Raw genomic sequence first — 21167 nt, forward strand, 5'->3', positions numbered from 1 at the left:
ATGAGAAAGACCCTCGACTTGCCCGGCGCTCCCCTGCGTCTGGCCCCCACCACGCTGGCCCTCGCGCTGCTGGCCGCCGCACTCAACACCGCCTGTGGCGGTGGTGGCGGCGGCGGATCGGCAGACAGCACGACGCCACCGGCAAGCAGCCAGCCTGCGGCCCCGGCCCCCGTGGCTTCCGCGCCAGCGTCATCTCCGCAGGCTCCCGAGCCGGTGCTGGAACTGCCGCCGGCGAGCACGCCCGTCGATCTGCCCGGCGGCTCAACGACCGCGACGCCACACCTGCCTGCAGCGCTGCAGCTGCCCGACGGCACCGACATCAGCAAGCCGGGCGCACCCGTACGCGTGGTGGCGGCGACGTCGTCAGCCGTCGAGGGCGCCAATACCGCCAGCCTTGCCATCGACGGCAATGCCGGCACCCGCTGGTCCAGTGCGCAGGACGATGCAGCGTGGATCCAGTTCGACTTTGGCGCAAAGACCGCGTTGGGCTACCTGAGCCTGACCTGGGAGAACGCCTACGGCAAGGAATACGCGCTACAGGGGTCCGACGACGGCAAGACCTGGTACCAGATCCGCTACGTGACCGGCGGCAAGGGCGGCACCGAGGAGTTCTTCAACCTCAACGCCAATGTGCGCTATGTGCGGCTGCAAGGCGTCGCGCGGGCCACGCAGTACGGCTATTCGCTGTTCGAGGTCACGTTCAAGTCGCCCGGCAGCGACAACTCGCTGCCCACGATGAGCACCGCCACGGTGCCCTTCCCCACCGACGGCGCCGCGCTGGCGCCCGCCCCGGCGGTGCAGCCCCCGCTGGAGACGGTGCAGTTCACGCTGCCCGACGGCACGCTCGTCACGCGCTTCGGCATGATGGGCCGCTCCCGCCATGGCCGCGAGCGCGGCGAGGACTGGAACGAGATCGGCTTCGGCGTCAACGACACGGTTGACGCCGCCGGCAAGCCGCAGGACAAGGGCCCGGGCGCTTACCTGAACTTTGTCGCGAACTACTTCAAGAACCGCACCTGGGGTGTCGAGTTCATCGACAACAGCCGGGTCGCCGGTGTCACCAAGCCGACGATCGTCGTCAATCAATACTTCCAGCAGGCACAGAAGGGCGGCGGCCATTCCTTCTTCCGCCGCTTCGACGAGCCGGGCGTGACCGGCTACGGCTGGATGTCCCCGGGCGACCTGCTGGACGACTCCACCTACACCGCCGGCTTCAAGGATGTGGCCGCCTGCCCGGTCGTGCCCAAGCCACCGCAGAACACACTGCTCACGCCGAACAGCGGCTACAACGGCGTCAAGGGCGCCAATGATGGCTGCAGCGTCGTGCTGGACAACGTGCCGGCCTACCGCGACCTGTCGGCCAACGCCGATGGCGTCATGGTGCCCAACGGCAAGACCATCGCCTCGCGCGCGCTGAAGGCCGGCGACGCCATCGAGTTCACCGGCTCGTTCTTCTCGACCCGCGCGGCAATGGATGCCATCGGCGACAGCGGCGCCGTGCGCTACTACACCAACGACGTGACCTATGTCGTCGGCACCGGCCTGCGTCCCTGGTACGGCGTGCAGCCGCGCCTGATGAACGCGCCGCTGCCCGAGGAGACGCTGCAGGGCGGCACCGGCTCGGTGTCCTACGACTACGCGGACAACGGCGCCTTCATGTTCCAGCAGCCGAACAACCAGATCGGTATGCAGAACATGCAGCGCTTCGTCGAAGGCCGCCGCTGGATCCACACGCACATGTGGACGGGTGACCACAACGAGCCGGGCAACGACAGGAACACCGCAGCCGTGCAGCTGCAGGGCCCGCGTTTCAACCAGTCCACCTGCTTCTCCTGCCACATCGGCAATGGCCGCAGCCTCGCACCGGTCGCCATCAACCAGCGGCTCGACACCATGGGCGTGCGTACCGCGGCGCTGGACGCCAACGGCCGGCAGATTCCACACCCGGTCTATGGCGTGGCCGCGCAGATGAACGCCCGCTCGATGGCCACCGGCGCGCTACAGGACTGGGGCACCAGCGTGCGCGTTGCTAGCTTCGACGTGCACACCGTGAAACTGGCGGACGGCACCACCGTCGAGCTCAGCAAGCCGCGTGTGGCCTTCGACGGCCCCACACCGGCCGCGTTCTCGCTGCGTAGCGCCCAGCCGATGATCGGCATGGGACTGCTGGAGGCTGTGTCCGACGCCGACATCCTCGCCCGCGTGCGCCCCACGCCCGACGCCGACGGTGTGAAGGGCATCGCCAACTTCGTGTTCGACCCCGAGACGGGCGCCGTGCGTCTGGGCCGTTATGGCTGGAAGGCCTCCAAGGTGAGCCTGCGCCACCAGGCCGCGGCCGCCGCGCTGCAGGACATGTCCGTCACGAGCCCTGTCTATCCGAACCGCGACTGCCTGTCGGGCAAGTGCACGCCGTCCAAGGTGGAGAAAGGTCTGTCAGAGGATGACCTGACGCTGATCAGCCGCTACCTCGCGCTGCTCGCCGTGCCGGCGCAGCGCAGCGTGGCCAGTGGCTTCCCGAAGGGCGTCACGCCGCTGCCCGACCTGGACGTCAATCCCGCCCAGGTGGCCACTGGCGCGCAGGTGTTCCAGGCCAACCGCTGCACCGCCTGCCATGTGGCCTCGATGAAGACGGGCAACGGCTCGGAGTTCGCCGAGCTGCGCAACCAGCTCATCAAGCCCTACACGGACCTGCTGCTGCATGACATGGGCCCGGACCTGGCAGACGGTTTCGTCGAAGGCCAGGCGAGCGGCACCATGTGGCGCACCTCGGCGCTCTGGGGCATCGGCTACACCGAGCGCGTGGCCGGCGGCGCCGGCAAGGTGGGCTACCTGCACGATGGCCGCGCCCGCACGTTGACCGAGGCCATCCTGTGGCACGGTGGCGAGGCCACCACCAGCCGCCAGCGCTTTGAGGCGCTGTCCAAGGCCGACCGCGACGCGCTGCTGGCCTTCCTGAAGTCGCTGTGAAGCCGATGCCCGCCTTCTCCGATCATCTGCGCCGCCGCCAGCTCCTGGCCAGCGCCCTCTCCTCACTGGCGGCAGCGGGCCTGTCGGCCTGCGGCGGTGGGGGTGGCAGTGGCGACACGGCGGCGGCGCCTCCCGTCGCCGCGCCGGCCCCCTCCACGCCCGCTGCGCCGGCGCCAGCCACCAAGAGCGCCAAGCGCGGCATCGCCTACGACCTGGCCACGGCGGACGACCTGCAGGCCCTCGCGCCGGGCGTCAGCTGGTGGTACGACTGGGGCCAGAAGCCCAACCAGGGCGTACCCACCGACTACGGTCAGCGCTACGGCATGGATTTCGTGCCCATGCTGTGGCGCGAATTCACGGCAGCCGACATCGAGGCTTTCCTTGCCGCCAACCCGGGCATCAAGTACCTGCTGCTGCTCAACGAACCCAACCTCACCGACCAGGCGAACCTGACGCCCCAGGCCGCCGCCCAGCTGTGGCCACAGTACGAGGCCGTGGCGAAGAAGACCGGCGTGAAGCTCGTCGGCCCGGCTGTCACGTGGGGCACGATGGCGGGCTATGCCGACCCGGTCGTCTGGCTTGACGCCTTCCTGGCCGCTTACGCCGCGGCCAACGGCGGTCGCGCCCCGCAGATCGACGCCCTCGCGTTCCACTGGTACGACTACGGCCTGAAGGATCAGCTCGACCGCCTGACGAAGTACGGCAAGCCCTTCTGGGTGACCGAGATGGCGAACTGGCACACCGGCGACGGCGCCGCGCAGATCGACTCGGTGGACAAGCAGAAGGTGCAGATGGCCGACATGGTGAAGGTCTGTGAAGGCCGTACCGATGTGATCCGCTATGCCTGGTTCACCGGACGCTGGAACAACGACATGCACTTCACGAGCCTGCTGGGCGCCAACGGCCAGCTGACCGAGCTGGGGCGCTACTACCTGAGCCTGCCCTTCTGAGGCCTTCTCGCAAGACAACCGGACAGCAAAAAGCCACCTCGCAAGGTGGCCTTTGTACGAAGGGCGGGCAGCTCAGGCGGTGTAGCTGCCGCCGCCGAGGCTGCGACGTTCGGCCTTGCCACCGGCGCCGTAGAGGCCGGTGGGCTCGCTGGGGATCAGCACGTCCAGCGCCCGGTCCAGCGACGCATTGCCGCGCGCCAGCGCCTCGCGCTGTGCGGCCAGCAGGCCGCCGGCACGCACCAAGCGGCTGCGCAGCGCTGCCGGCACGCTGCCGGTGCGAGCAGCTTCGCTGAAGCTCTGCACCGCCTGGGCCAGGTGCTGGTGCAATTCGGCCGCATGTTGCTCGATGGCGGCAGCATCGCGCCGGGCGAGCGCGTCGCCGAGCTGATTCAGAGTCGCCTCGACGGCCAGCAGCGGCCGCTCAAGTTCGGCACTCAGGGGGGTGGACGGGACGGTCATGGGGTTCAGTGCTTGTTGGCGCGCGCGTTCAGCAATTCTTGCGCATTGGCGACCAGCTTGTCGGCGATCGCGCGGGCGTTGACCGTGAACTTGCCCTCACTGATGGCTTGGGAGATGCGCTGCACCTTGGCGGCATCGAAGCTGCCATCCTCGCCCTGGGCGCCGGCGGCCAGCTTAGCGGCGCTGGAAATCTCGACCTGGGCGCTGGGCGTCGGCGCGCTGGCCTTGGCCGCCTGCTGAGGTGCGGTCGTCGCCGTGGCCTCGGGCTTGCGCGGCGAGGTGGCGCGCTCGGCCTTGGGCGGGCTGGCGCTTCCTTCAGGGCTGTTACCGATCTTCATGGGCTTCTCCAGGGTGCGGGGCGGACCCCGCCGGGGCATTGCAGGGGGAGTTTCCTCCTGTATCGGTGCCCAGCCGCCATTCTTGAGCGGGATTTGGCGGGTTTTTGCCGTCCATTTCGGCGGTTCGTGGCGCTTTGCTCACAGCGTCAGCTCCACGCGGCGTTCGCCCACGGCCCGACCGCTGGCCACGCGGCCACTCTCGAACCGAACGCGCACCTCCTGGCCCTCCAGCCCGGCACTCAGCGCCTGGGCCTCGGCCGCGACCGAAAATCCCTCGCCCACGGCATGCACCTGCACCGTCTCGCCGGCGGCAAACCACTGGCGAGACTTGAGTGACGGCGCGCGCACGGCCTCGGCCGCCGCCACGGGACGGGCCAGCACGCGGCCCAGCAACTGCGCGGGGTCGGTGAAGACGGCGCCAGGTTCGGCCGCGATGTCGATATCGGCGGCCGCGAGCAACTCTTGAGACAAATTCACGCCAGCCGGCAACGGGCCGGCTGCCACGACGGCGCGGCCGAAGACGGCGACCCGCACCGGCACTGTCACGTTCCAGCGCGCCGTCCCCTCCATGCAGCGCAGGCCGATGCGGGTCTTGCCCCACATCGCGAGGCCGGGCGGCAGATAGGGCTGGACCTGCTGGCAGGGCGCCAGCCGCAGGCGTGCGTCCAGCGTGCCCACTTCCACGACGACGCGCGTGCCCGCCGGCGCGGCGGCACGGGCCGCCGTCTCGGCCAGCGCGCGCACGCGTGCCAACAGCGCCGGATCGAGCGCGGTCTGGGCGCGCGCCGGCAGCGTAGCGAGCAGGCAGGCAAGGAGCAGGGTGGCACGGAGCATGGCCGTCACTCTAGGGACCGGCCCGGCACGCACGAGGGCGGAATTGAGCGGCTTTGGCCCCGCTAATCCCGCTCATGTTTTCGGGGCCGGTCCAGACAATTCGCCCCAAAGAGCCGCCCCGGCTGTGCATCTTCGAGGGGCACACGATGCTGAACCGACTGACCGACACGCTGAATTTCCAGACCCAAGCGCTCACGCTCAGGGCGGAGCGCCAGCGCCTGCTCGCCAGCAACATCGCCAACGCCGACACGCCGGGCTACCAGGCCCGCGACATCGATTTCGCACGGGCGCTGCGCGAGGCGACCGGCGAGGTCGGTACCCCGGGCGCGATGGCCACCACGCAGCGCGCCCACATCGCGCCGCTGGCGGGCGCGCGCGGCGAAAGCGGCAAGGAATACGCGCTGCAGGCGCAGACCAGCCTCGATAGCAACGGCGTCGACATGGACCGAGAACGCGCGAGCTTTGCCGACAACTCGGTGAAGTACGAGGCGACGCTGCGCTTCATCAACGGCGCCGTGCGCACGACGCTGGACGCGATGAAGTCGCACACGCAGGGCTGAGCGAGGAGTAGGCCGCCATGTCGATGTTCCAGATCTTCAACGTCGCCGGCAGCGCGGTCAGCGCGCAGAGCCAACGGCTGAACGTGGTGGCCAGCAACCTGGCCAATGCCGACACCGTGGCTGGCCCGGACGGCCAGCCCTACAAAGCGCGCCAGGTTGTCTTCCAGACCACGCTGATGGGCGCGGGCAACGACGGCGGCAACGCCGGCGTGCGTGTGACCAACATCACCGAGGACCAGACCCCCGGGCGTCGCGTGCTGGACCCCAAGCACCCGCAGGCGGACGCCGACGGCTACGTGACCTACTCCAACGTGAACCCGGTGGAGGAGATGGTCAACATGATCTCGGCGTCGCGCTCCTACCAGAACAACATCGAAGTCATGAGCACGGCCAAGAGCCTGCTGCTCAAGACCCTGCAACTCGGCCAGTCCTGACCGCTGAACGGAACGCCACCCCATGGACCTCACCGCACTCAACGGCACGAGCAGCTCGACGAGCGGCAACGTCACGTCGACGAAGAACGCCGCCGACACGCAGGACCGCTTCCTGAAGCTGCTCGTCGCGCAGATGAACAACCAGGACCCGCTCAACCCGATGGATAACGCGCAGGTGACAAGCCAGATGGCGCAGATCCAGCAGGTGACGAGCCTGTCGACGCTGGACACCAGCATCAAGGGCCTGGGCTCACAGCTCGGCCAGATGCAGGCGCTGCAGTCCATCTCGCTGGTGGGCCGGGAGGTCAGCGTGCCGAGCGACAAGATCCAAGTCGTCAATGGCATCGCCGAAGCCAGCTACGAGCTCGACAGCGCCGCCAAGACCGTCAAGCTGGAGGTCCTCAACGGCGCCGGCGCGGTCATCGACACCCAGCAGCTGGGCGCCCAGGGCCAGGGCCGGCAGACGTTCACGTGGAACGCCGGCAAGCTCGCCGCAGAGGGCAGCGAGGTCAAGTACCGCATAACCGCCACCAACGGCACCGCCGCTGTGGCGTCGACGACCTATGCCTACGACAAGGTCGATGCCGTCTACAGCGAGGGCGGCACCCTCAAGCTCAAGCTCGAACGACTCGGCCCGGTGGACTACACGTCCGTCTCGGCCGTCAACTGAAACCGCCTCCCGGCTCCGCACGACAGCAAGGACCCTCCCATGGCATTCCAGCAAGGCCTCTCCGGACTCAACGCCGCGTCTAAGAACCTCGACGTCATCGGCAACAACATCGCCAACTCCGGGACGTACGGGGCCAAGTCCTCGCGGGCGGAGTTCGCCGACATGTACGCCTCCGCGCTGAACGGCGCGGGGCAGAACCAGATCGGTATCGGCACGCAGCTGCAGTCGGTGGCACAGCAGTTCACGCAGGGCAACATCTCGACGACCGAGAACCCGATGGACCTGGCCATCAACGGCGGCGGCTTCTTTCAGGTCAGCGACGGCGTGAACCCTACGCGCTATACGCGCAATGGCCAGTTCAAGGTGAGCAAGGACGGCTTCGTCGTCAACAACGACGGCCTCAAGTTGATGGGATACCCGGCCAACGGTGCCGGCGTCATCCAGCCGGGCACGGCGCAACCGTTGCAGTTGCCCACAGGCGGCATTCCGCCCGCGGTGACCACGAAGGTGAAGGTCGAATTCAACCTCGACTCGAGGCTGAAGACCACTGCCCCTGACGGCGGCACCGGCACCGGCATGGACCTGAAGGACAGCACGACCTACAACAACGCCACCTCCATGACGGTGTACGACGCCAAGGGCCAGGAAGTGGCGGTGACGTTCTACTTCCAGAAGGCCGCCACGGCCGACGACGGCAGCGATACGTGGAACGTCTACGCCACCGCCAACGGCACACCGTTCGAGAGCACCGCGCCCGACGAGAACGGCAACCCGACGGCACCGTACACCGTCATCACCTTCCCGCCCACCGGCGGCTCGCCGATCGACATCGGCGGCAACCCGCCGGCGTCGATCACGATGGACGTGCCGGCCGGCACCAGCACGCGTGGCAACCCGACGCTGGACATCCCGGGCATCCAGCTCGACCTCACCGGCGCCACCGAGAACGGCAGCAGCTTCTCAGTGACCAGCCTGACCCAGGACGGCTATGCGCCGGGCCAGCTGACGGGCATCCAGGTCGCCAACAACGGCACCGTCCTGGCCCGCTACTCCAACGGCCAGAGCAAGCCGGCCGGCCAGGTCGAGCTGGCCAGCTTCCGCAACCCGCAGGGCCTGCAGCCCCTGGGTGGCAACGTCTGGGTGCGTACTGTCGCGTCCGGTGACGCCGTCGTGGGCGTGCCGGGCGACGGCAACATGGGCGCACTGCAGTCCGGCGCACTGGAGGAGAGCAACGTCGACCTGACCGCCGAGCTGGTCAACATGGTGACGGCCCAACGCGCCTACCAGGCCAATGCGCAGACGATCAAAACGCAGGACCAGGTCCTGCAGACGATCGTGAACCTGCGCTGATCGCAACGACGGCTGAGGACGCGCGATGGACCGCATGATCTACCTCTCGATGGCCGGCGCGAAAGCCGCCATGCAACGGCAGGATGTGCTGTCTCACAACCTCGCCAACGTCTCGACGAACGGCTTCCGCGCGGAGCTGCAGGCCTTTCGCGCCGTGCCCGTACGTGGCGACGGCGCCTCCACGCGCGCCTTCGCGCTGGAGACGACGATCGGCTACAACGACGCGCCCGGGCCGCTGACACCGACCGGGCGCAACCTCGACGTGGCCATGCAGGGCAAGGCCTGGCTGGCCGTGCAGGCCAACGACGGTACCGAGGCCTACACCCGTGCCGGCTCGCTGGACGTCAATGCCGAAGGCGTGCTCGTCATGCGCAACGGCATGCCGGTGCTGGGTGATGGTGGCCCCATCAACGTGCCGCCCAACAGCGAGCTGGGAATCGGCAGCGACGGCACCATCAGCGCCAAGGCCCCCAACCAGCGCCCCACGACGATCGGCCGGCTCAAGCTCGTCACCCCCGAAGCCACGACGCAGCTCACGCGCGGCGACGACGGACTGTTCCGCGCCGCCGACGGCGACCTGCCCGCCGACCCCGCCGCCCGGCTGCAAGACGGTGCGCTGGAAGGCTCCAACGTCAGTCCCGTCGAGACGATGGTCGCCATGATCGCCGCAGGCCGCCAATTCGAGCAGCAGATGAAGCTGATGCAGATCGCCCAGACGCAGGGGCAGCAATCCGCCAAGTTGCTTGGCAGTCAGTAAAGAGGCCCCGCCATGATGCGTTCCCTGTGGATTGCCAAGACCGGCATGGAAGCCCAGCAGACCCAGCTGGACAACATCTCCAACAACCTCGCCAACGTCGCGACCAACGGCTACAAGCGCTCGCACGCCGTCTTCGAGGACCTGATCTACCAGAACATGCGCCAGGCCGGCGCCAACAGCACCGAGCAAACGACGCTGCCCACCGGCCTGCAGGTGGGCCTGGGTGTGCGGCCCGTGGCCACGGCGCGCATCTACACGCAGGGCAACCTGCAGCAGACGAGCAACAACCTGGACCTGGCCATCAAGGGCGACGGCTTCTTCCAGATTCAGATGCCCGACGGCACGAACGCGTACACGCGCGACGGCAGCTTCCAGCTCAATGCCAACGGCCAGATGGTGACGAGCAACGGCTACACCGTGCTGCCCGGCATCACGATCCCGCAGAACGCGCAGAGCCTGACCATCGGCGCCGACGGCACCGTCAGCGTCACGTTGCCGGGCCAGGCCACGCCGCAAACCGTGGGCCAGATCCAGCTCGCCAACTTCGTGAACCCGGCCGGCCTCGATCCGAAGGGCCAGAACCTGTTCGCCGAGACGGCCGCCAGCGGCACGCCCAACACCGGCGCGCCCAACAACAACGGCATGGGCGCGCTGCAGCAGGGTTTCGTCGAGACGTCCAACGTCAATGTCGTCGAGGAGCTGGTGCAGATGATCCAGACGCAGCGGGCCTACGAACTGAACTCCAAGGCCGTTCAGACCTCCGACCAGATGCTGCAGAAGCTGGCCCAGATTTGAAGGGTGCCGCCATGAAGAAACTCGTCGCTGTCGTCGCCCTGCCCGCCCTGCTCGCCGGCTGCGCCACGCCCTATCCGGAGCCGCATGTCGAGATGGCCGCCACGCCGGTCGTCAATTTGCCGCCTGTGCAGCCGCTGGCGCCTACCAACGGCTCGATCTACCAGGCCGCCAACTACCGCCCGCTGTTCGAAGACCATCGTGCGCGGCTGGTGGGCGACACGCTGACGATCAACATCACCGAGAAGGTCTCGGCCACGCAGACCAGCACGAGCGAGCTCAGCAAGAGCGGCACGCTGTCGGCTGGCGTGACGGCCCTGCCCGGCATCGCACCCAACTCCTTCGGTCGCGCAAGCGCCGGCGCCACATCGGCCAACGACAACAAGGGCAAGGGAAGCAACCAGAACACCAACGAGTTCACCGGCGCCATCACGGCCGTCGTCACCGGCGTGCTGCCCAACGGGCACCTGATGATCAGCGGCGAGAAACAGATCGGCGTGAACCACAACGTGGATGTGCTGCGATTCTCCGGCCAGGTCGACCCGCGCATGATCGGTCAGGGCAATGCGGTGCCATCAACGTCCGTCGCCAACGTCCGCATCGAGCAGCGAGGTCGCGGTGCCACGGCCGATGCGCATGCCGTGGGTTGGCTGTCACGGTTCTTCCTGAACATCGCGCCGAGTTGAACGCGCCATCGTGGGCGCTCGCGAGTGCCCGCGGCACAGCGCACATCGGTCACGCCTGCAGCACCGCTCGCGAGCGGTGCGCCCAACGACATCAGGACAGATCAAGCTGGATTGATGTGAGCTGGCCAGACAGCATGGTCAACGCCGCTGACGACCCCACGACGCCCACCGCTGCTGTGTTGTCGTGAATACCGGCGCGCACATCCACCTCGCCAGCCAGCCCGTTGAGCATGATGCCGTCAATGCGGACCGTGAAGGTGCCTGGCACGTTCAACTCGGTGTGCCAGATGGCTGGCGCCACGGCGGCGCCCAGCGGCCAGCTCCGGGCGTAGTCGCCGCCGATCGAGAGGCTGGCCGTCATCAGCAATTCGGCACTCGCCGTCGCACCACCGAGAACGGTGAGCGACCAGAGATATGCCTGGTCGAGCCGGATCGTGGCCGTCATCGAAAGCTGCGCATAACCCTCGGGCCATTTCATCGTGGTGCCGAGCAGTGCCCGTGAGTCGGTGCCGCCGCCAGCGAACACCGGCGCAAAAGCCGAGGACGCCAAGCTCAGCCTACCGTCACTGACGGTGGCCGATGGCTGCACGTGCAGATCAGCGACGCCCGAGGTGGCTGAGTCGGGATACGCCCGCTCGTACGGTGCCACGGTCATGATGCGCATGGGCGGCGGCGAATGCGGCGCAGGCGGCGGCGGTGCCGGCGCGGGCGCAGGCGCGGGACCGCCATCGTTAGCGCCACCGCCACCGCCACCGCCACCGCCGTCGCCCGAATCGCCCCCGTTGCCGGGCATCGGCCGCAACGCCGTGATCCCGAATGGCCCAGTCACACCCAGCCACTGCCGCGTTGGACCGACATGATTCGGGAATGCTGCCTGCAACAACGCCGGGCTGGGTTCGCCGCTGCGCAGACCGGCCTGCGCATGCCAATCCGCAACGTGGACGAGCACCTCGCTCTGGCTCACCGCCCGCCAGAGGCCATCAAGCGCTTCACGCGCGTCGGCCTTCAAGCCGAGTCCCGCGCGCAAGCTCTGGCGAGCCTTGGCGAAAGCCTCGGCATACGCGTCCAGCGCCTTCACGTGGGTGGTGAAGGTCGAATCGGCTGCAAGCGGATTCGCAACGATGCCGGCGTGCCTATCGGCATGGCGTCGTAGCGCGTCGAGATAGGCGGCAACGCGGTGCGCTCCCGAGTCGTTGGAACAATCGGACATGACAAGCTCTCCTGGATCAACGCGTCCAGCACCACCCGGCGCCGGTCCGTATTGACAAGTTAGCTGGCCACCATTTCGCTCACATCATCAACCCACATGCCGTGGCCGAGAGCTCGTCAGCTTTGTGGACGGCGGGCTGACAGGCTGGACAACTTGCTGTGACCAAAAGCCTGCCTGCGACAAGCGCCGGCCGCGCATGGCAGAAGCCATTCACCCCTTGATCGACCCCAGGTAATCAACCGCCAGGTGGGCCAGCGCCCGCACACCCACCTCCAGTCCGCGTTCATCAACGACGAATCGCGGCGAGTGGTTGGAATAGGCCTTGCTCGGCTCGATGTCCGGCGGCGTGACGCCGACGAAGAAGAACAGCCCCGGGATCAGTCGCTGGAAGAACGAGAAGTCCTCCGCGCCTGTCGCCTTGGGCACGACCTCGATGCCCATGGGCCGCGGGCCAGTGCTGGCCACGCGGGTCAGTGTCGGCACCATCTGTGCGGTGAGCACCGGGTCGTTGAGGGTGACCGGGTAGTTCTTTGTGATGCAGACCTTGCAGGTGGCCCGCGACGCCGACGAGATGCCCTCGGCCAGCGTCGTGATGCGCTCGTGGATGGCGTCGCGCATGCCCTCGTCGAAGCTGCGGATCGTGCCGCGCATCTCGACCGAGTCGGGGATGATGTTCTCGCGCACGCCGCCCTTGATGGCGCCGATGGTGACGACTGCCGGCTCGCGGTTCAGGTCCAGCGTGCGGCTGACGATGGTCTGCAGGCCCAGCACGATCTGCGCGGACGTGACGATGGGGTCCACACCCAGCCACGGCGCCGCGCCATGCGTCTGCTTGCCGTGCACGGTGATCTTCAGCTTGTCGGAACTCGCCATCGTCGGCCCCGGCCGATAGCCGATGACGCCCACCGGCTGACGCGACGTGACATGCAGGCCGAAGATCGCGCCGGGCGTCGGGTTCTCCAGCGCGCCCTCCTGGATCATCAACGCCGCGCCGCCCTCCTCGCCCTCGGGCGGCATTTCTTCGGCCGGCTGGAAGATGAACTTCACGGTGCCGGGGATCTGATCGCGCAGACCGGCCAGGATGCTGGCCACGCCCATCAGGATGGCAACATGGCAGTCGTGGCCGCAGGCATGCATGACACCGACCTCCTCGCCATTCCACATGGCGCGGGCCTTGGACGCGAACGGCAGGTCCAGCTCCTCCTTGACGGGCAAGGCGTCCATGTCGGCCCGCAGCGCCACGACACCGCCGGGCTTGCCGCCCCTGAGCAGACCCACCACGCCGGTGTGGGCCACACCCGTCCTGACCTCGTCGAACCCAAGGCTGCGCAGGTGCTCGGCCACGAGGCTGGCCGTGCGGAACTCGCGGTTGCCAAGCTCCGGATGCTGGTGGATATCCCGCCGCCAGGCAATGACCTCGGCCTCCAGGACCGCGGCGGCGGCATCGATGCGGTCGGCGAGCGATGTGTCCATGGCTGGCGACGCTAGCACGCGCCCGGCCGGACGGCTGGGCTATGGTTTCTGGCGTCAGCGGCTCGTCAACCGCCTCCAACGCCGCTTCAGATCCAGCCACTGCTTTTCGCGCGAACGGTCGATGCGCTTCACGTCGATGAGAGCGAGACCATCGCCGCAGCCGTTGAGCGTGTGCAGTCCGGCGGTGTGCGTGGCACTGGCCAGGTCGCCGGTCAGCCGCTCGGTGCCGGCCAAGATGTCCACGCGCTCGGGCGTCAGCACCGGGAAGCGCAGCAGCCGCGTCGCTCCGCCGTAGCCGGTCGAGCTGTCCTGCACGGGCAACGCGAGCACGCCGTCGCGGTCGACGAAGGGACGCCCCGCCGGACGGGCACCGTCGCGGCTGACGCGCACCGGGTTGCCGGCCAGCGGCGTCCACGGGCCGGTCAGCGTCGGCGCGTGAGCCGCGTGCAGCTCCCGCTGGTCGCGGGCCTTGGGGCCGACCAGCGTGTAGAACATCCACCAGCGCCCGCCATGCTCGACGAGGCTGGCATCCGCGCCAGGCAGGCCGCTCAGCAGCGCCGTCTCGCGCTGCCAGCGGTCCAGCGAGGCGTCGACGGCGCGGTAAAGGGCGACCTCGCCGGCCTGGTGGCTTTCCGGAACCATCCAGGTCTCGCCGCCATGCTCGAAGACCTGCGGGTAGGACAGGTGGAAGGGCCGCTCCAGCACCGTTGCCTGGCCGCGCCAGCGCAGGCCGTCGCGCGAGAACTCGTGGCGCTCGATGTGGGCGCGCTTGATGCGGTAGTCGAACGCCTCGACGAAGACGTGCAGCGCGTCGCCGCGTACGAGGCCGAACGGATCGGCGAGGTAGCGCCAGCGGCCGGCGTCGGGCAGCCAGGTGATGTGGTCACGCACCGCCTGCAGCTGGCGAGCATCGACGTCCTGGACGGACAACGGAACGATACCGACCTGCCAGAAGTCGGTGCGGGGAGGCTTGAACATCAAGCGATGATCGCTTCTTCCTCGTCCTCGAAGGCATCTGCCGCAGCCACCCGGCCCCGCATGACCTCGCGATAGAAGGTCAGCGTTCGGGCCACGGCGTTGGCGCGGTCGTAGGCCGCCGTGGCGTAGTTGACGGCACGCGCTTCGGCCGGCAGCAGGCGCAACCGCGCCAGTTCCTCGGCGATGGCGAGACCCAGCGCGTCGACATCCCCCACCGGCACGAGCCGACCGGGTTGGCCAGCCAGCATCTCCAGCGGGCCCTGCGTCGCCGTTGACACCACCGGCCGCCCGGCGCGCATGGCCTCCAGGATGGCCAGTGGGAAGGCTTCCTCGCGAGAGGGCGACACGAACAGGTCGAACGCCTTCAGCGCCGCATCGACATCGCTGCGGAAGCCCAGCAGGCGAACGCGCCCATCACCTGCGGCGAGTTGCGTGAGATGACCCGCTTCGGCCCCTTCGCCGAGGATGGCCAGCACCGCATCCGCCGGCGCATGGGCCTTGAACGCGGCGATCAACAGGTCCATGCCCTTGCTCGGGTGCAGCCGGCCGACGCTGCCCACCAGCAGTTGTCCGGCCGTCAGGCCGAGTTCGTCGCGCAAGTCGGTCGGACGCTCTGCTGCTACATCGCGCTCCGGCGCCCAGTTGTAGATGACGGTGGCGCGCGGGCTGCCCGCCGCGAGGCCGTCCAGCTGCGCACGGTTCACGCAGACGAGGCCATCGAGCTGCGCATGGTGATGGGTCTTGTAGCCGACGTGTAGCGTGCCGATGCGTGTGGCGCTGCCGGCATGGGCGACCGCCTTGCAGGCTGGGCCGAGATGGCCGTGGCAAATGTCCGCCCCGAGCCGACGTGCCAGTGCGGCGACCCGCCAGCCGCGCAGCACGGGCAGCTGCAAGCCATGAAAGCACACCGCCGGCGCCAGCGCGGTGGCCACTGCCGACCCGGCAGAGCCGATGACATGCACCCGATGGCCCAGGGCGGCCTGGGCGTTGGCGAGATCGATGCAATGCCTCTCGCCACCGGCGATGCGGGACGAGAACACGACATGAACCAGGGTCAGCGGTTCGGAAAACGGGTGCATGGGGCGCGGATTCGGCAAGCGTTACGGGTCGGTACAAAAAACTTTACCTAACGACACATTCCGCAACCTGTCTCACCCCGCAATCCGAGGGGGTTTAGCGGCCGTAATCTGCCCGCAAACGTCCGCAATTACCCTGAACTTCAGGGAAATTACCAGGCCGGACTGACTCACCTGTGAACCCCGGACGCGCACCACGACCGGGCGCTCGTATGAAGAGGGATTGACAGCATGGCACCGCCAGAAGCCGCATACCTGATCGGCAGCTTGCGGCACGGTGAATCCACGGGCATTCCCTGAACACACGCATCGCGGGCACGGCCCGCAGCCTGGAAAAGCGGGGGGGTGATGGCCCTTTTCGCCGGCTCGGCGGCCTCAAGCCTCCGCAGAATCGGTCGAGTGAAGTACCTCCAAGCCCTCCTCCTCAGCCTCGCCGTCGTCCTGGCGCCCGTGGCCCATGCCGTCCGCATCAAGGAAGTGGCCGCCGTCGCCGGCGTGCGCTCCAACCCGCTGACGGGTTACGGCCTCGTTGTGGGCCTGGATGGCACGGGGGACCAGACGACCCAGGCGCCTTTCACCGGCCAGAGCCTGACGGCCATGCTGCAGCAGTTCGGCGTGCTGCTGCCCCAGGGCGTGACCATGCAGCCGCGCAACATCGCCGCCGTCATGGTGACGGCCTCGTTGCCGCCCTTCGCCCAACCCGGCCAACAGCTGGACATCAACGTCTCCTCCATCGGTAACGCCAAGAGCCTGCGCGGCGGCACGCTGATTGCGACCCCGCTGCGCGGTGCCGATGGGCAGATCTACGCCATCGCCCAGGGCAACCTCGTCGTCGGCGGCGCGGGTGCCTCGGCCGGCGGCTCCAAGGTTCAGATCAATCACCTGAGCGCCGGCCGCATCCCGGCGGGCGCGCTCGTCGAGCGCTCGGTCCCCACACCGCTCGCGACCGGCGACTTCATCCAGTTCGACCTCAACAGCAGCGATTTCGCGACCGCCCGCGCGGTCGCGCAGGCAATCAACCAGGCGAAAGGCGCCGGCGTGGCCCAGGCCATGGACGGCCGCGTTGTGCGCGTGAAGGCGCCGACCACACCCGACGACCGCGTCGCCTTCCTCGCCGACCTGGAAAACCTGCCCGTGGACCAGGCCGCACCGGCCGCACGCGTCGTCATCAACGCCCGCACCGGCTCCATCGTCATGAACCAGGCGGTCACGCTGTCGTCCTGTGCCGTCGCGCACGGCAGCCTGTCGGTCACGATCAGCTCCACGCCCATCATCAGCCAGCCCAACGCGCTGTCCGGTGGCCAGACAACGGTCGCCGAGAAGGCCGACATCGCGATCCGCCAGGAGCCGGGCAGCCTCATCCAGCTGCCGGCCGGCGCGCGACTGTCGGACGTCGTCAAGGCGCTGAACTCGCTCGGCGCCACACCCCAGGATCTGCTCGCCATCCTGCAGGCCATGAAGAGCGCGGGCGCACTGAATGCCGAACTCGAGGTGATTTAGATGTCCTCGTCCTTCCAGTCCATCTCCGGCCAGAGCCTCGGTAGCCTCGACCAGCTCAAGGCCCAGGCCTCGCGCGATCCCAAGGGCAGTGTCCGAGAGACGGCCAAGCAGTTCGAGTCGCTCTTCATGCAGGAGGTCATGAAGAGCATGCGCGCGTCCACGCTGTCCAGCGGCATGCTGGACAACAACGCGACGCAACTCGGCACCGAGATGCTGGACACGCAGTTCGCCGGCAAGCTCACCGGCCTGCCGGGCGGTCTGTCGGACGCGATCACGCGCCAGCTGCAGCGCCAGATGGGCGTACAGGACCTGTCTCCGGAGAACATCAAGAAGAACAGCCAGACGACGCTGGCACAGGCGCTCCCGGCCCTCGCCACCAAGGGCATTCCCAATCATGTGCAGGGCTTCATCCAGAAGCACGATGCCGCCGCCCGCGCCGCGTCGGCGGCCACCGGCATCCCGGCCAGCTTCATGGTGGCGCAGGCCGCGCACGAAAGCGGCTGGGGCAAGCGTGAGATCACCGGCGCCGACGGCTCCAAAAGCTACAACGTCTTCGGCATCAAGGCCACGCCGGGCTGGACCGGCAAGACCGTTGACGTGCAGACGACCGAGGTCATCAATGGCCAGGCACACAAGGTGACGGCCAAGTTCCGCGCCTACGGCAGCTACGACGAGGCGTTCAAGGACTATGCCAAGGTCATCAGCAGCAATGAGCGCTACGCCAAGGTCGTCGCGCAGGCCCAGAACGGCAACGCCGCTGGATTCGCGCGCGGCCTGCAGCAGGCCGGCTACGCGACGGATCCGGCCTACGCCGAGAAACTGGCCAAGGTGATCAGCACGACACAGCGCGTGCAGAGCACGCTGGCATAACGACGGATTGAACGATGGCAGGCCTGCTCTCCCTCGGCGCCCGTGCGATGTTCGCCAACCAGGCGGCATTGCAGACCATCGGGCAGAACATCGCGAACGCGAACACGCCCGGATACTCGCGCCAGTCCGTCGTGCTGACCACCTCCGCCGGCCAGTTCACCGGCGCCGGCTTCTTCGGCAAGGGCGTCGACGTGAAGACCGTCGAGCGCTCGCACAACGACTTCCTGACGAAGGAAGCCGCCGCCACCAAGGCGACAGCGTCTGCCGACAGCACGCGCGCCGACCAGCTCTCCCGCATGGAGAAGCTCTTCCCGCCCGGCACGGACGGCCTGGGCTACGCAGCCAGCCAGTTCCTCAATGCGATGGTCGACGTGGCCAGCCGACCCAGCGACCCGTCGGCCCGCCAGGTCGCGCTGGGTCGCGCCAACGAGCTGGCCGTGCGCTTCTCCAATGCCGGGCAGCAGGTCAACGACCTCCAGGCCGGTGTGGTCAGCGATCTCAAGGCCAACGTCTCCATCGTCAACCAGCTCGCCCAGCAGATCGCCAACGTCAACGACCAGATCTCCAAGACGCGCGGCACCGGCCACACGCCCAACGACCTGCTGGACCAGCGCGAGCAGCTCATCTCGCAGCTCAGCGAGCACATCGCGGTGACGACGCTGCCGGCCGACGACGACACCGTCGGCGTGTTCATCGGCGGCGGCCAGCGCCTCGTGCTGGGCGCCCAGGCGTCGACGCTGCAGGTCTCGCCCGACTCCTACGACTCGCTGCGCGCCGTCGTCTCGCTCAACGAAAGCGGCCAGATCCGCCCGCTGGACGAAAGCGTGCTGACCGGAGGCTCCATCTCCGCCCTGCTGCAATTCCAGAACAAGGACCTGCAGGACGCGAAAAACATGCTGGGTCAGCTCGCCAGCGCCATCGGCACGCGCGTCAACGAGCAGAACGCGCTCGGGCTGGACCTGTCCAATCCGCCCGGCAAGGGCGCGCAGATCTTCAACGTCGCCATACCGCGCGTGCTGCCGGCGGCCAGCAACGCCCGCAATCCGGACGGCAGCTTCACTACCGGAGTGGCGGCCAGCATCGTCGACGCCACGCAGCTGCAGGCCAGCAGCTACAAGCTCACCTCCAGCGTCGCCGGCAACTACCAGCTCACACGGCTGTCTGATGGCCTGGTGCGCACCGTCAACGATGGCGACACCGTCGATGGCTTCAAGCTGAGCTTCACGCCGGCAGCCCCCAATGCCGGTGAAAGCTTTCTCATCGAACCCGTCGGTGCCGCGGCCGTGGAGATGCGTCGCGTGCTCGACAACCCCAACGGCATCGCCGCCGCGTCGCCGCTGACAGCGGCAGCCTCGGTCGACAACAAGGGCACCCTGACGGTCGACAGCATCTATGCCGTCAACCAGAACTTCGATGCAACGAAGGCGCCCATCACGCTGGCATTCGGGGACCCGGATCCCAACAACGCCAACAACCTCCAGTACACGCTGACCCTGGCGGATGGCAGCGTGCTGAACGGCGTCTGGAGCGCCGGCCAGCCCATCGGCAACCAGCCCGCTGCCGGCATCGACCTCGGGTTCGAGTTCCGCAGCAACGGCGTACCGCGCACCGGCGACGTCGTCACGCTGGCACCCACTGCCTACACCAGCACGAACAACGGCAACGCGAAAGCGTTCCTGAACATCCAGTCTGAAGGGCTCGTCGGCCGTCAGACGCTGCCCGACGGCAGCGTCACGGCGGGCTCCACGATCAACGATGCCTATGCCGCGTCGATGAGCGATGTCGGCGCCCGCGTGCAGAGCGCCAACTACCTGTCTGGCGTGTCCACTGCTGTCGCCAGCGACGCCGAGACCACCCGCTCCGGGCAGGCCGGCGTCAATCTCGATGAAGAAGCCTCGCGGCTGATGCAGTACCAGCAGGCCTACCAGGCCGCGGCCAAGGTGCTGCAGACCGCGCAAAGCCTGTTCGATGAACTGATGAAGATCGCCCAGAGGTAATTCCCATGCGACTGTCCACCGCCAACCTCTACGACGCCTCCATCGCCAACCTGCAGCGCCGCCAGCAGACGCTGCAGGAGCAGCAGTCCCAGCTGACGTCCGGCAAGCGCGTGCAGAAGGCCAGCGACGACCCGACCGGTGCCGCACGGGCCGAGCGGGCGCTCGCCTCCATCGGCCGCGTGGAAGCCAACCAGCGAGCGCTCGAAGCCAGCCGCAACAGCATGACGCTGGCCGAGTCCGCACTGGGCGACGCCAACGAGCTGCTGCAACAGGCGCGCGAGACGATGATCGCCGCCGGCAACGCCAGCTACTCCGACGCCGAGCGGCAAGGCCTGGCCAACAAGCTGCAGGGCCTGCGCGACCAACTGCTGGCCATCGCCAACCGCCCCGACGGCGCCGGCGGCTACCTGTTCTCCGGCCAAGGCTCGGCCAACCCGCCGTTCCTGGACCAGGCCGGAGGCGTCACCTACGTGGGCACCCCGGGCAACATCCAGACGGGCAACCTCGACAGCTTCCAGCTGACGGTGGACGGTCGCGGCGTCTGGGAGCAGGCAGCCAGCGGCAACGGCAGCTTCGTGACCGACACCCAACCCAACAGCATCGACCCGACCCAGCCTGCCAAGGGCTGGATCGACTCGGGACGCGTCACCGACCCTGGCCGGGTGACCGGGCAGCACTACCGCATCGACATCACCGGCACCGCGCCGACGCAAACCTACGCCGTCACGAACACCGACACCGGTGCAGGCGTCGCCGGCGGAGATTACAAGTCGGGCCTGGCCATCCAGTTCGACGGCATCAGCGTCACCGTGTCCGGCGCACCGGCCAACGGCGACAACTTCTCCGTCGCACCGTCGACCAACACGCTGAAGGTCTTCGATGTGATGGACCGCGCCATCGCCGAGCTGAAGACGCCCTTGCGCAATGCCGCGCAGATCCAGCAGAGCAACACGGGCCGGCTGCGCGACCTCGATGCCGTCATGGGCAGCCTGCAGAACGCCCGCAGCCAGGTCGGCGAGAAGCTCAACAACCTCGATGGCACGGAGGGCCGCCTGGCCGCGCTGAAGCAGTACAGCACCGAGGAGAAGAGCGCCGCCGAGGACCTCGACATGGTGCAGGGTCTGTCCGAGTTCCAGAACCAGCAGACGGGCTACGACACTGCCCTGAAAACCTACTCGCTCGTTCAGCGCATGTCGCTGTTCCAGTACATCCAGGGCTGATCCACGGTGCGGGCCGGCGCGTGGCACACGCGGCGGCCGGCGTTTC

Annotated in this window: 20 protein-coding genes; 13 read left to right on the plus strand and 7 right to left on the minus strand. The window is 68.1% G+C overall.

Annotated elements, in window-relative coordinates; all coding sequences use genetic code 11:
- Together LXT13_RS10190 and LXT13_RS10195 are read left to right on the plus strand one after the other, a co-directional pair.
- Positions 1 to 2967 carry a di-heme oxidoredictase family protein gene (locus LXT13_RS10190; protein WP_233371807.1) on the plus strand — a complete coding sequence of 989 codons (2967 nt, stop codon included), beginning with the start codon at positions 1 to 3 and terminating at the stop codon, positions 2965 to 2967.
- A gap of 5 nt (positions 2968 to 2972) precedes the next feature.
- Positions 2973 to 3917 (plus strand): glycosyl hydrolase, encoded by a 945-nt coding sequence (locus LXT13_RS10195; protein ID WP_233371808.1) that lies wholly within the window; start codon positions 2973 to 2975, stop codon positions 3915 to 3917.
- A 72-nt stretch (positions 3918 to 3989) separates the two neighbouring features.
- On the opposite strand, the gene LXT13_RS10200 is transcribed toward LXT13_RS10195, so the two are convergent.
- The 3 genes from LXT13_RS10200 to flgA form a co-directional block, all read right to left on the minus strand.
- Positions 3990 to 4376, minus strand: coding sequence for a hypothetical protein (locus tag LXT13_RS10200; RefSeq protein ID WP_233371809.1), 387 nt, complete (start codon positions 4374 to 4376; stop codon positions 3990 to 3992).
- 5 nt (positions 4377 to 4381) lie between these two features.
- Positions 4382 to 4714: a flagellar biosynthesis anti-sigma factor FlgM gene (gene flgM, locus LXT13_RS10205; RefSeq protein ID WP_233371810.1), complete on the minus strand. Its 333-nt coding sequence runs from the start codon at positions 4712 to 4714 to the stop codon at positions 4382 to 4384.
- A gap of 138 nt (positions 4715 to 4852) precedes the next feature.
- Complete coding sequence (flgA, locus tag LXT13_RS10210) at positions 4853 to 5548, minus strand: flagellar basal body P-ring formation chaperone FlgA (protein ID WP_233371811.1); 696 nt, start codon at positions 5546 to 5548, stop codon at positions 4853 to 4855.
- Positions 5549 to 5694: 146 nt separating this feature from the next.
- Between flgA and flgB the strand changes: the two genes are divergently transcribed.
- From flgB to LXT13_RS10245, 7 genes are read left to right on the plus strand one after another with little or no spacing between them, the layout of a single operon-like run.
- Positions 5695 to 6108: a flagellar basal body rod protein FlgB gene (flgB, locus tag LXT13_RS10215; RefSeq protein ID WP_233371812.1), complete on the plus strand. Its 414-nt coding sequence runs from the start codon at positions 5695 to 5697 to the stop codon at positions 6106 to 6108.
- A 17-nt stretch (positions 6109 to 6125) separates the two neighbouring features.
- A complete protein-coding gene (gene flgC, locus LXT13_RS10220; protein ID WP_233371813.1) occupies positions 6126 to 6542 on the plus strand; it encodes a flagellar basal body rod protein FlgC in 417 nt (138 codons plus the stop codon).
- A 22-nt stretch (positions 6543 to 6564) separates the two neighbouring features.
- A complete protein-coding gene (locus tag LXT13_RS10225; protein WP_233371814.1) occupies positions 6565 to 7212 on the plus strand; it encodes a flagellar hook assembly protein FlgD in 648 nt (215 codons plus the stop codon).
- A 39-nt stretch (positions 7213 to 7251) separates the two neighbouring features.
- Positions 7252 to 8562, plus strand: a complete 1311-nt coding sequence (gene flgE / locus LXT13_RS10230; protein ID WP_233371815.1) for a flagellar hook protein FlgE — start codon at positions 7252 to 7254, stop codon at positions 8560 to 8562.
- A gap of 25 nt (positions 8563 to 8587) precedes the next feature.
- Entirely contained in the window at positions 8588 to 9319 is a 732-nt protein-coding gene (flgF, locus tag LXT13_RS10235) for a flagellar basal-body rod protein FlgF (RefSeq protein WP_233371816.1), read from the plus strand.
- 12 nt (positions 9320 to 9331) lie between these two features.
- Positions 9332 to 10114, plus strand: coding sequence for a flagellar basal-body rod protein FlgG (flgG, locus tag LXT13_RS10240; RefSeq protein ID WP_233371817.1), 783 nt, complete (start codon positions 9332 to 9334; stop codon positions 10112 to 10114).
- An 11-nt stretch (positions 10115 to 10125) separates the two neighbouring features.
- Positions 10126 to 10797, plus strand: coding sequence for a flagellar basal body L-ring protein FlgH (locus LXT13_RS10245; protein ID WP_233371818.1), 672 nt, complete (start codon positions 10126 to 10128; stop codon positions 10795 to 10797).
- Positions 10798 to 10888: 91 nt separating this feature from the next.
- On the opposite strand, the gene LXT13_RS10250 is transcribed toward LXT13_RS10245, so the two are convergent.
- The 4 genes from LXT13_RS10250 to LXT13_RS10265 all read right to left on the minus strand — a co-directional run bounded on the left by LXT13_RS10250 (position 10889) and on the right by LXT13_RS10265 (position 15537).
- The gene (locus tag LXT13_RS10250; protein ID WP_233371819.1) at positions 10889 to 11875 is read right to left on the minus strand and encodes a hypothetical protein; all 987 of its coding nucleotides are present in this window, start codon (positions 11873 to 11875) and stop codon (positions 10889 to 10891) included.
- 342 nt (positions 11876 to 12217) lie between these two features.
- Entirely contained in the window at positions 12218 to 13480 is a 1263-nt protein-coding gene (locus LXT13_RS10255; RefSeq protein WP_233371820.1) for an amidohydrolase, read from the minus strand.
- A gap of 54 nt (positions 13481 to 13534) precedes the next feature.
- Positions 13535 to 14458, minus strand: coding sequence for a glucosamine inositolphosphorylceramide transferase family protein (locus LXT13_RS10260; RefSeq protein ID WP_233371821.1), 924 nt, complete (start codon positions 14456 to 14458; stop codon positions 13535 to 13537).
- Positions 14458 to 15537, minus strand: a complete 1080-nt coding sequence (locus LXT13_RS10265; protein ID WP_233371822.1) for a glycosyltransferase — start codon at positions 15535 to 15537, stop codon at positions 14458 to 14460. Before LXT13_RS10265 ends, LXT13_RS10260 begins: the two co-directional genes overlap by 1 nt.
- Positions 15538 to 15882: 345 nt before the next feature.
- Between LXT13_RS10265 and LXT13_RS10270 the strand changes: the two genes are divergently transcribed.
- The 4 genes from LXT13_RS10270 to flgL are packed head-to-tail and all read left to right on the plus strand — an operon-like array spanning position 15883 to position 21121.
- Positions 15883 to 17034, plus strand: a complete 1152-nt coding sequence (locus tag LXT13_RS10270; RefSeq protein WP_233371823.1) for a flagellar basal body P-ring protein FlgI — start codon at positions 15883 to 15885, stop codon at positions 17032 to 17034.
- A complete protein-coding gene (flgJ, locus tag LXT13_RS10275; RefSeq protein WP_233371824.1) occupies positions 17035 to 17904 on the plus strand; it encodes a flagellar assembly peptidoglycan hydrolase FlgJ in 870 nt (289 codons plus the stop codon). It abuts the gene before it with no gap.
- A 14-nt stretch (positions 17905 to 17918) separates the two neighbouring features.
- Complete coding sequence (gene flgK, locus LXT13_RS10280) at positions 17919 to 19901, plus strand: flagellar hook-associated protein FlgK (RefSeq protein ID WP_233371825.1); 1983 nt, start codon at positions 17919 to 17921, stop codon at positions 19899 to 19901.
- Between the two features lie 5 nt (positions 19902 to 19906).
- Positions 19907 to 21121 carry a flagellar hook-associated protein FlgL gene (gene flgL, locus LXT13_RS10285; protein ID WP_233371826.1) on the plus strand — a complete coding sequence of 405 codons (1215 nt, stop codon included), beginning with the start codon at positions 19907 to 19909 and terminating at the stop codon, positions 21119 to 21121.
- Positions 21122 to 21167: the final 46 nt, after the last annotated feature.

This window comes from Pelomonas cellulosilytica (assembly GCF_021353265.1).
In the GTDB taxonomy this organism is placed as follows: Bacteria; Pseudomonadota; Gammaproteobacteria; order Burkholderiales; family Burkholderiaceae_C; genus Pelomonas; species Pelomonas cellulosilytica.

Bases quoted from the DNA above. Each gene is read 5' to 3' on its own strand.
- LXT13_RS10245 (WP_233371818.1), top strand. From the start codon at position 10,126: ATGAAGAAACTCGTCGCTGTCGTCGCCCTGCCCGCCCTGCTCGCCGGC.
- flgM (WP_233371810.1), bottom strand. From the start codon at position 4,714: ATGAAGATCGGTAACAGCCCTGAAGGAAGCGCCAGCCCGCCCAAGGCC.
- flgJ (WP_233371824.1), top strand. From the start codon at position 17,035: ATGTCCTCGTCCTTCCAGTCCATCTCCGGCCAGAGCCTCGGTAGCCTC.
- LXT13_RS10190 (WP_233371807.1), top strand. From the start codon at position 1: ATGAGAAAGACCCTCGACTTGCCCGGCGCTCCCCTGCGTCTGGCCCCC.
- flgG (WP_233371817.1), top strand. From the start codon at position 9,332: ATGATGCGTTCCCTGTGGATTGCCAAGACCGGCATGGAAGCCCAGCAG.
- LXT13_RS10225 (WP_233371814.1), top strand. From the start codon at position 6,565: ATGGACCTCACCGCACTCAACGGCACGAGCAGCTCGACGAGCGGCAAC.
- flgA (WP_233371811.1), bottom strand. From the start codon at position 5,548: ATGCTCCGTGCCACCCTGCTCCTTGCCTGCCTGCTCGCTACGCTGCCG.
- LXT13_RS10195 (WP_233371808.1), top strand. From the start codon at position 2,973: ATGCCCGCCTTCTCCGATCATCTGCGCCGCCGCCAGCTCCTGGCCAGC.
- flgF (WP_233371816.1), top strand. From the start codon at position 8,588: ATGGACCGCATGATCTACCTCTCGATGGCCGGCGCGAAAGCCGCCATG.
- LXT13_RS10200 (WP_233371809.1), bottom strand. From the start codon at position 4,376: ATGACCGTCCCGTCCACCCCCCTGAGTGCCGAACTTGAGCGGCCGCTG.
- LXT13_RS10270 (WP_233371823.1), top strand. From the start codon at position 15,883: ATGGCCCTTTTCGCCGGCTCGGCGGCCTCAAGCCTCCGCAGAATCGGT.
- flgB (WP_233371812.1), top strand. From the start codon at position 5,695: ATGCTGAACCGACTGACCGACACGCTGAATTTCCAGACCCAAGCGCTC.
- flgE (WP_233371815.1), top strand. From the start codon at position 7,252: ATGGCATTCCAGCAAGGCCTCTCCGGACTCAACGCCGCGTCTAAGAAC.
- flgC (WP_233371813.1), top strand. From the start codon at position 6,126: ATGTCGATGTTCCAGATCTTCAACGTCGCCGGCAGCGCGGTCAGCGCG.
- flgL (WP_233371826.1), top strand. From the start codon at position 19,907: ATGCGACTGTCCACCGCCAACCTCTACGACGCCTCCATCGCCAACCTG.
- LXT13_RS10260 (WP_233371821.1), bottom strand. From the start codon at position 14,458: ATGTTCAAGCCTCCCCGCACCGACTTCTGGCAGGTCGGTATCGTTCCG.
- LXT13_RS10265 (WP_233371822.1), bottom strand. From the start codon at position 15,537: ATGCACCCGTTTTCCGAACCGCTGACCCTGGTTCATGTCGTGTTCTCG.
- LXT13_RS10255 (WP_233371820.1), bottom strand. From the start codon at position 13,480: ATGGACACATCGCTCGCCGACCGCATCGATGCCGCCGCCGCGGTCCTG.
- flgK (WP_233371825.1), top strand. From the start codon at position 17,919: ATGGCAGGCCTGCTCTCCCTCGGCGCCCGTGCGATGTTCGCCAACCAG.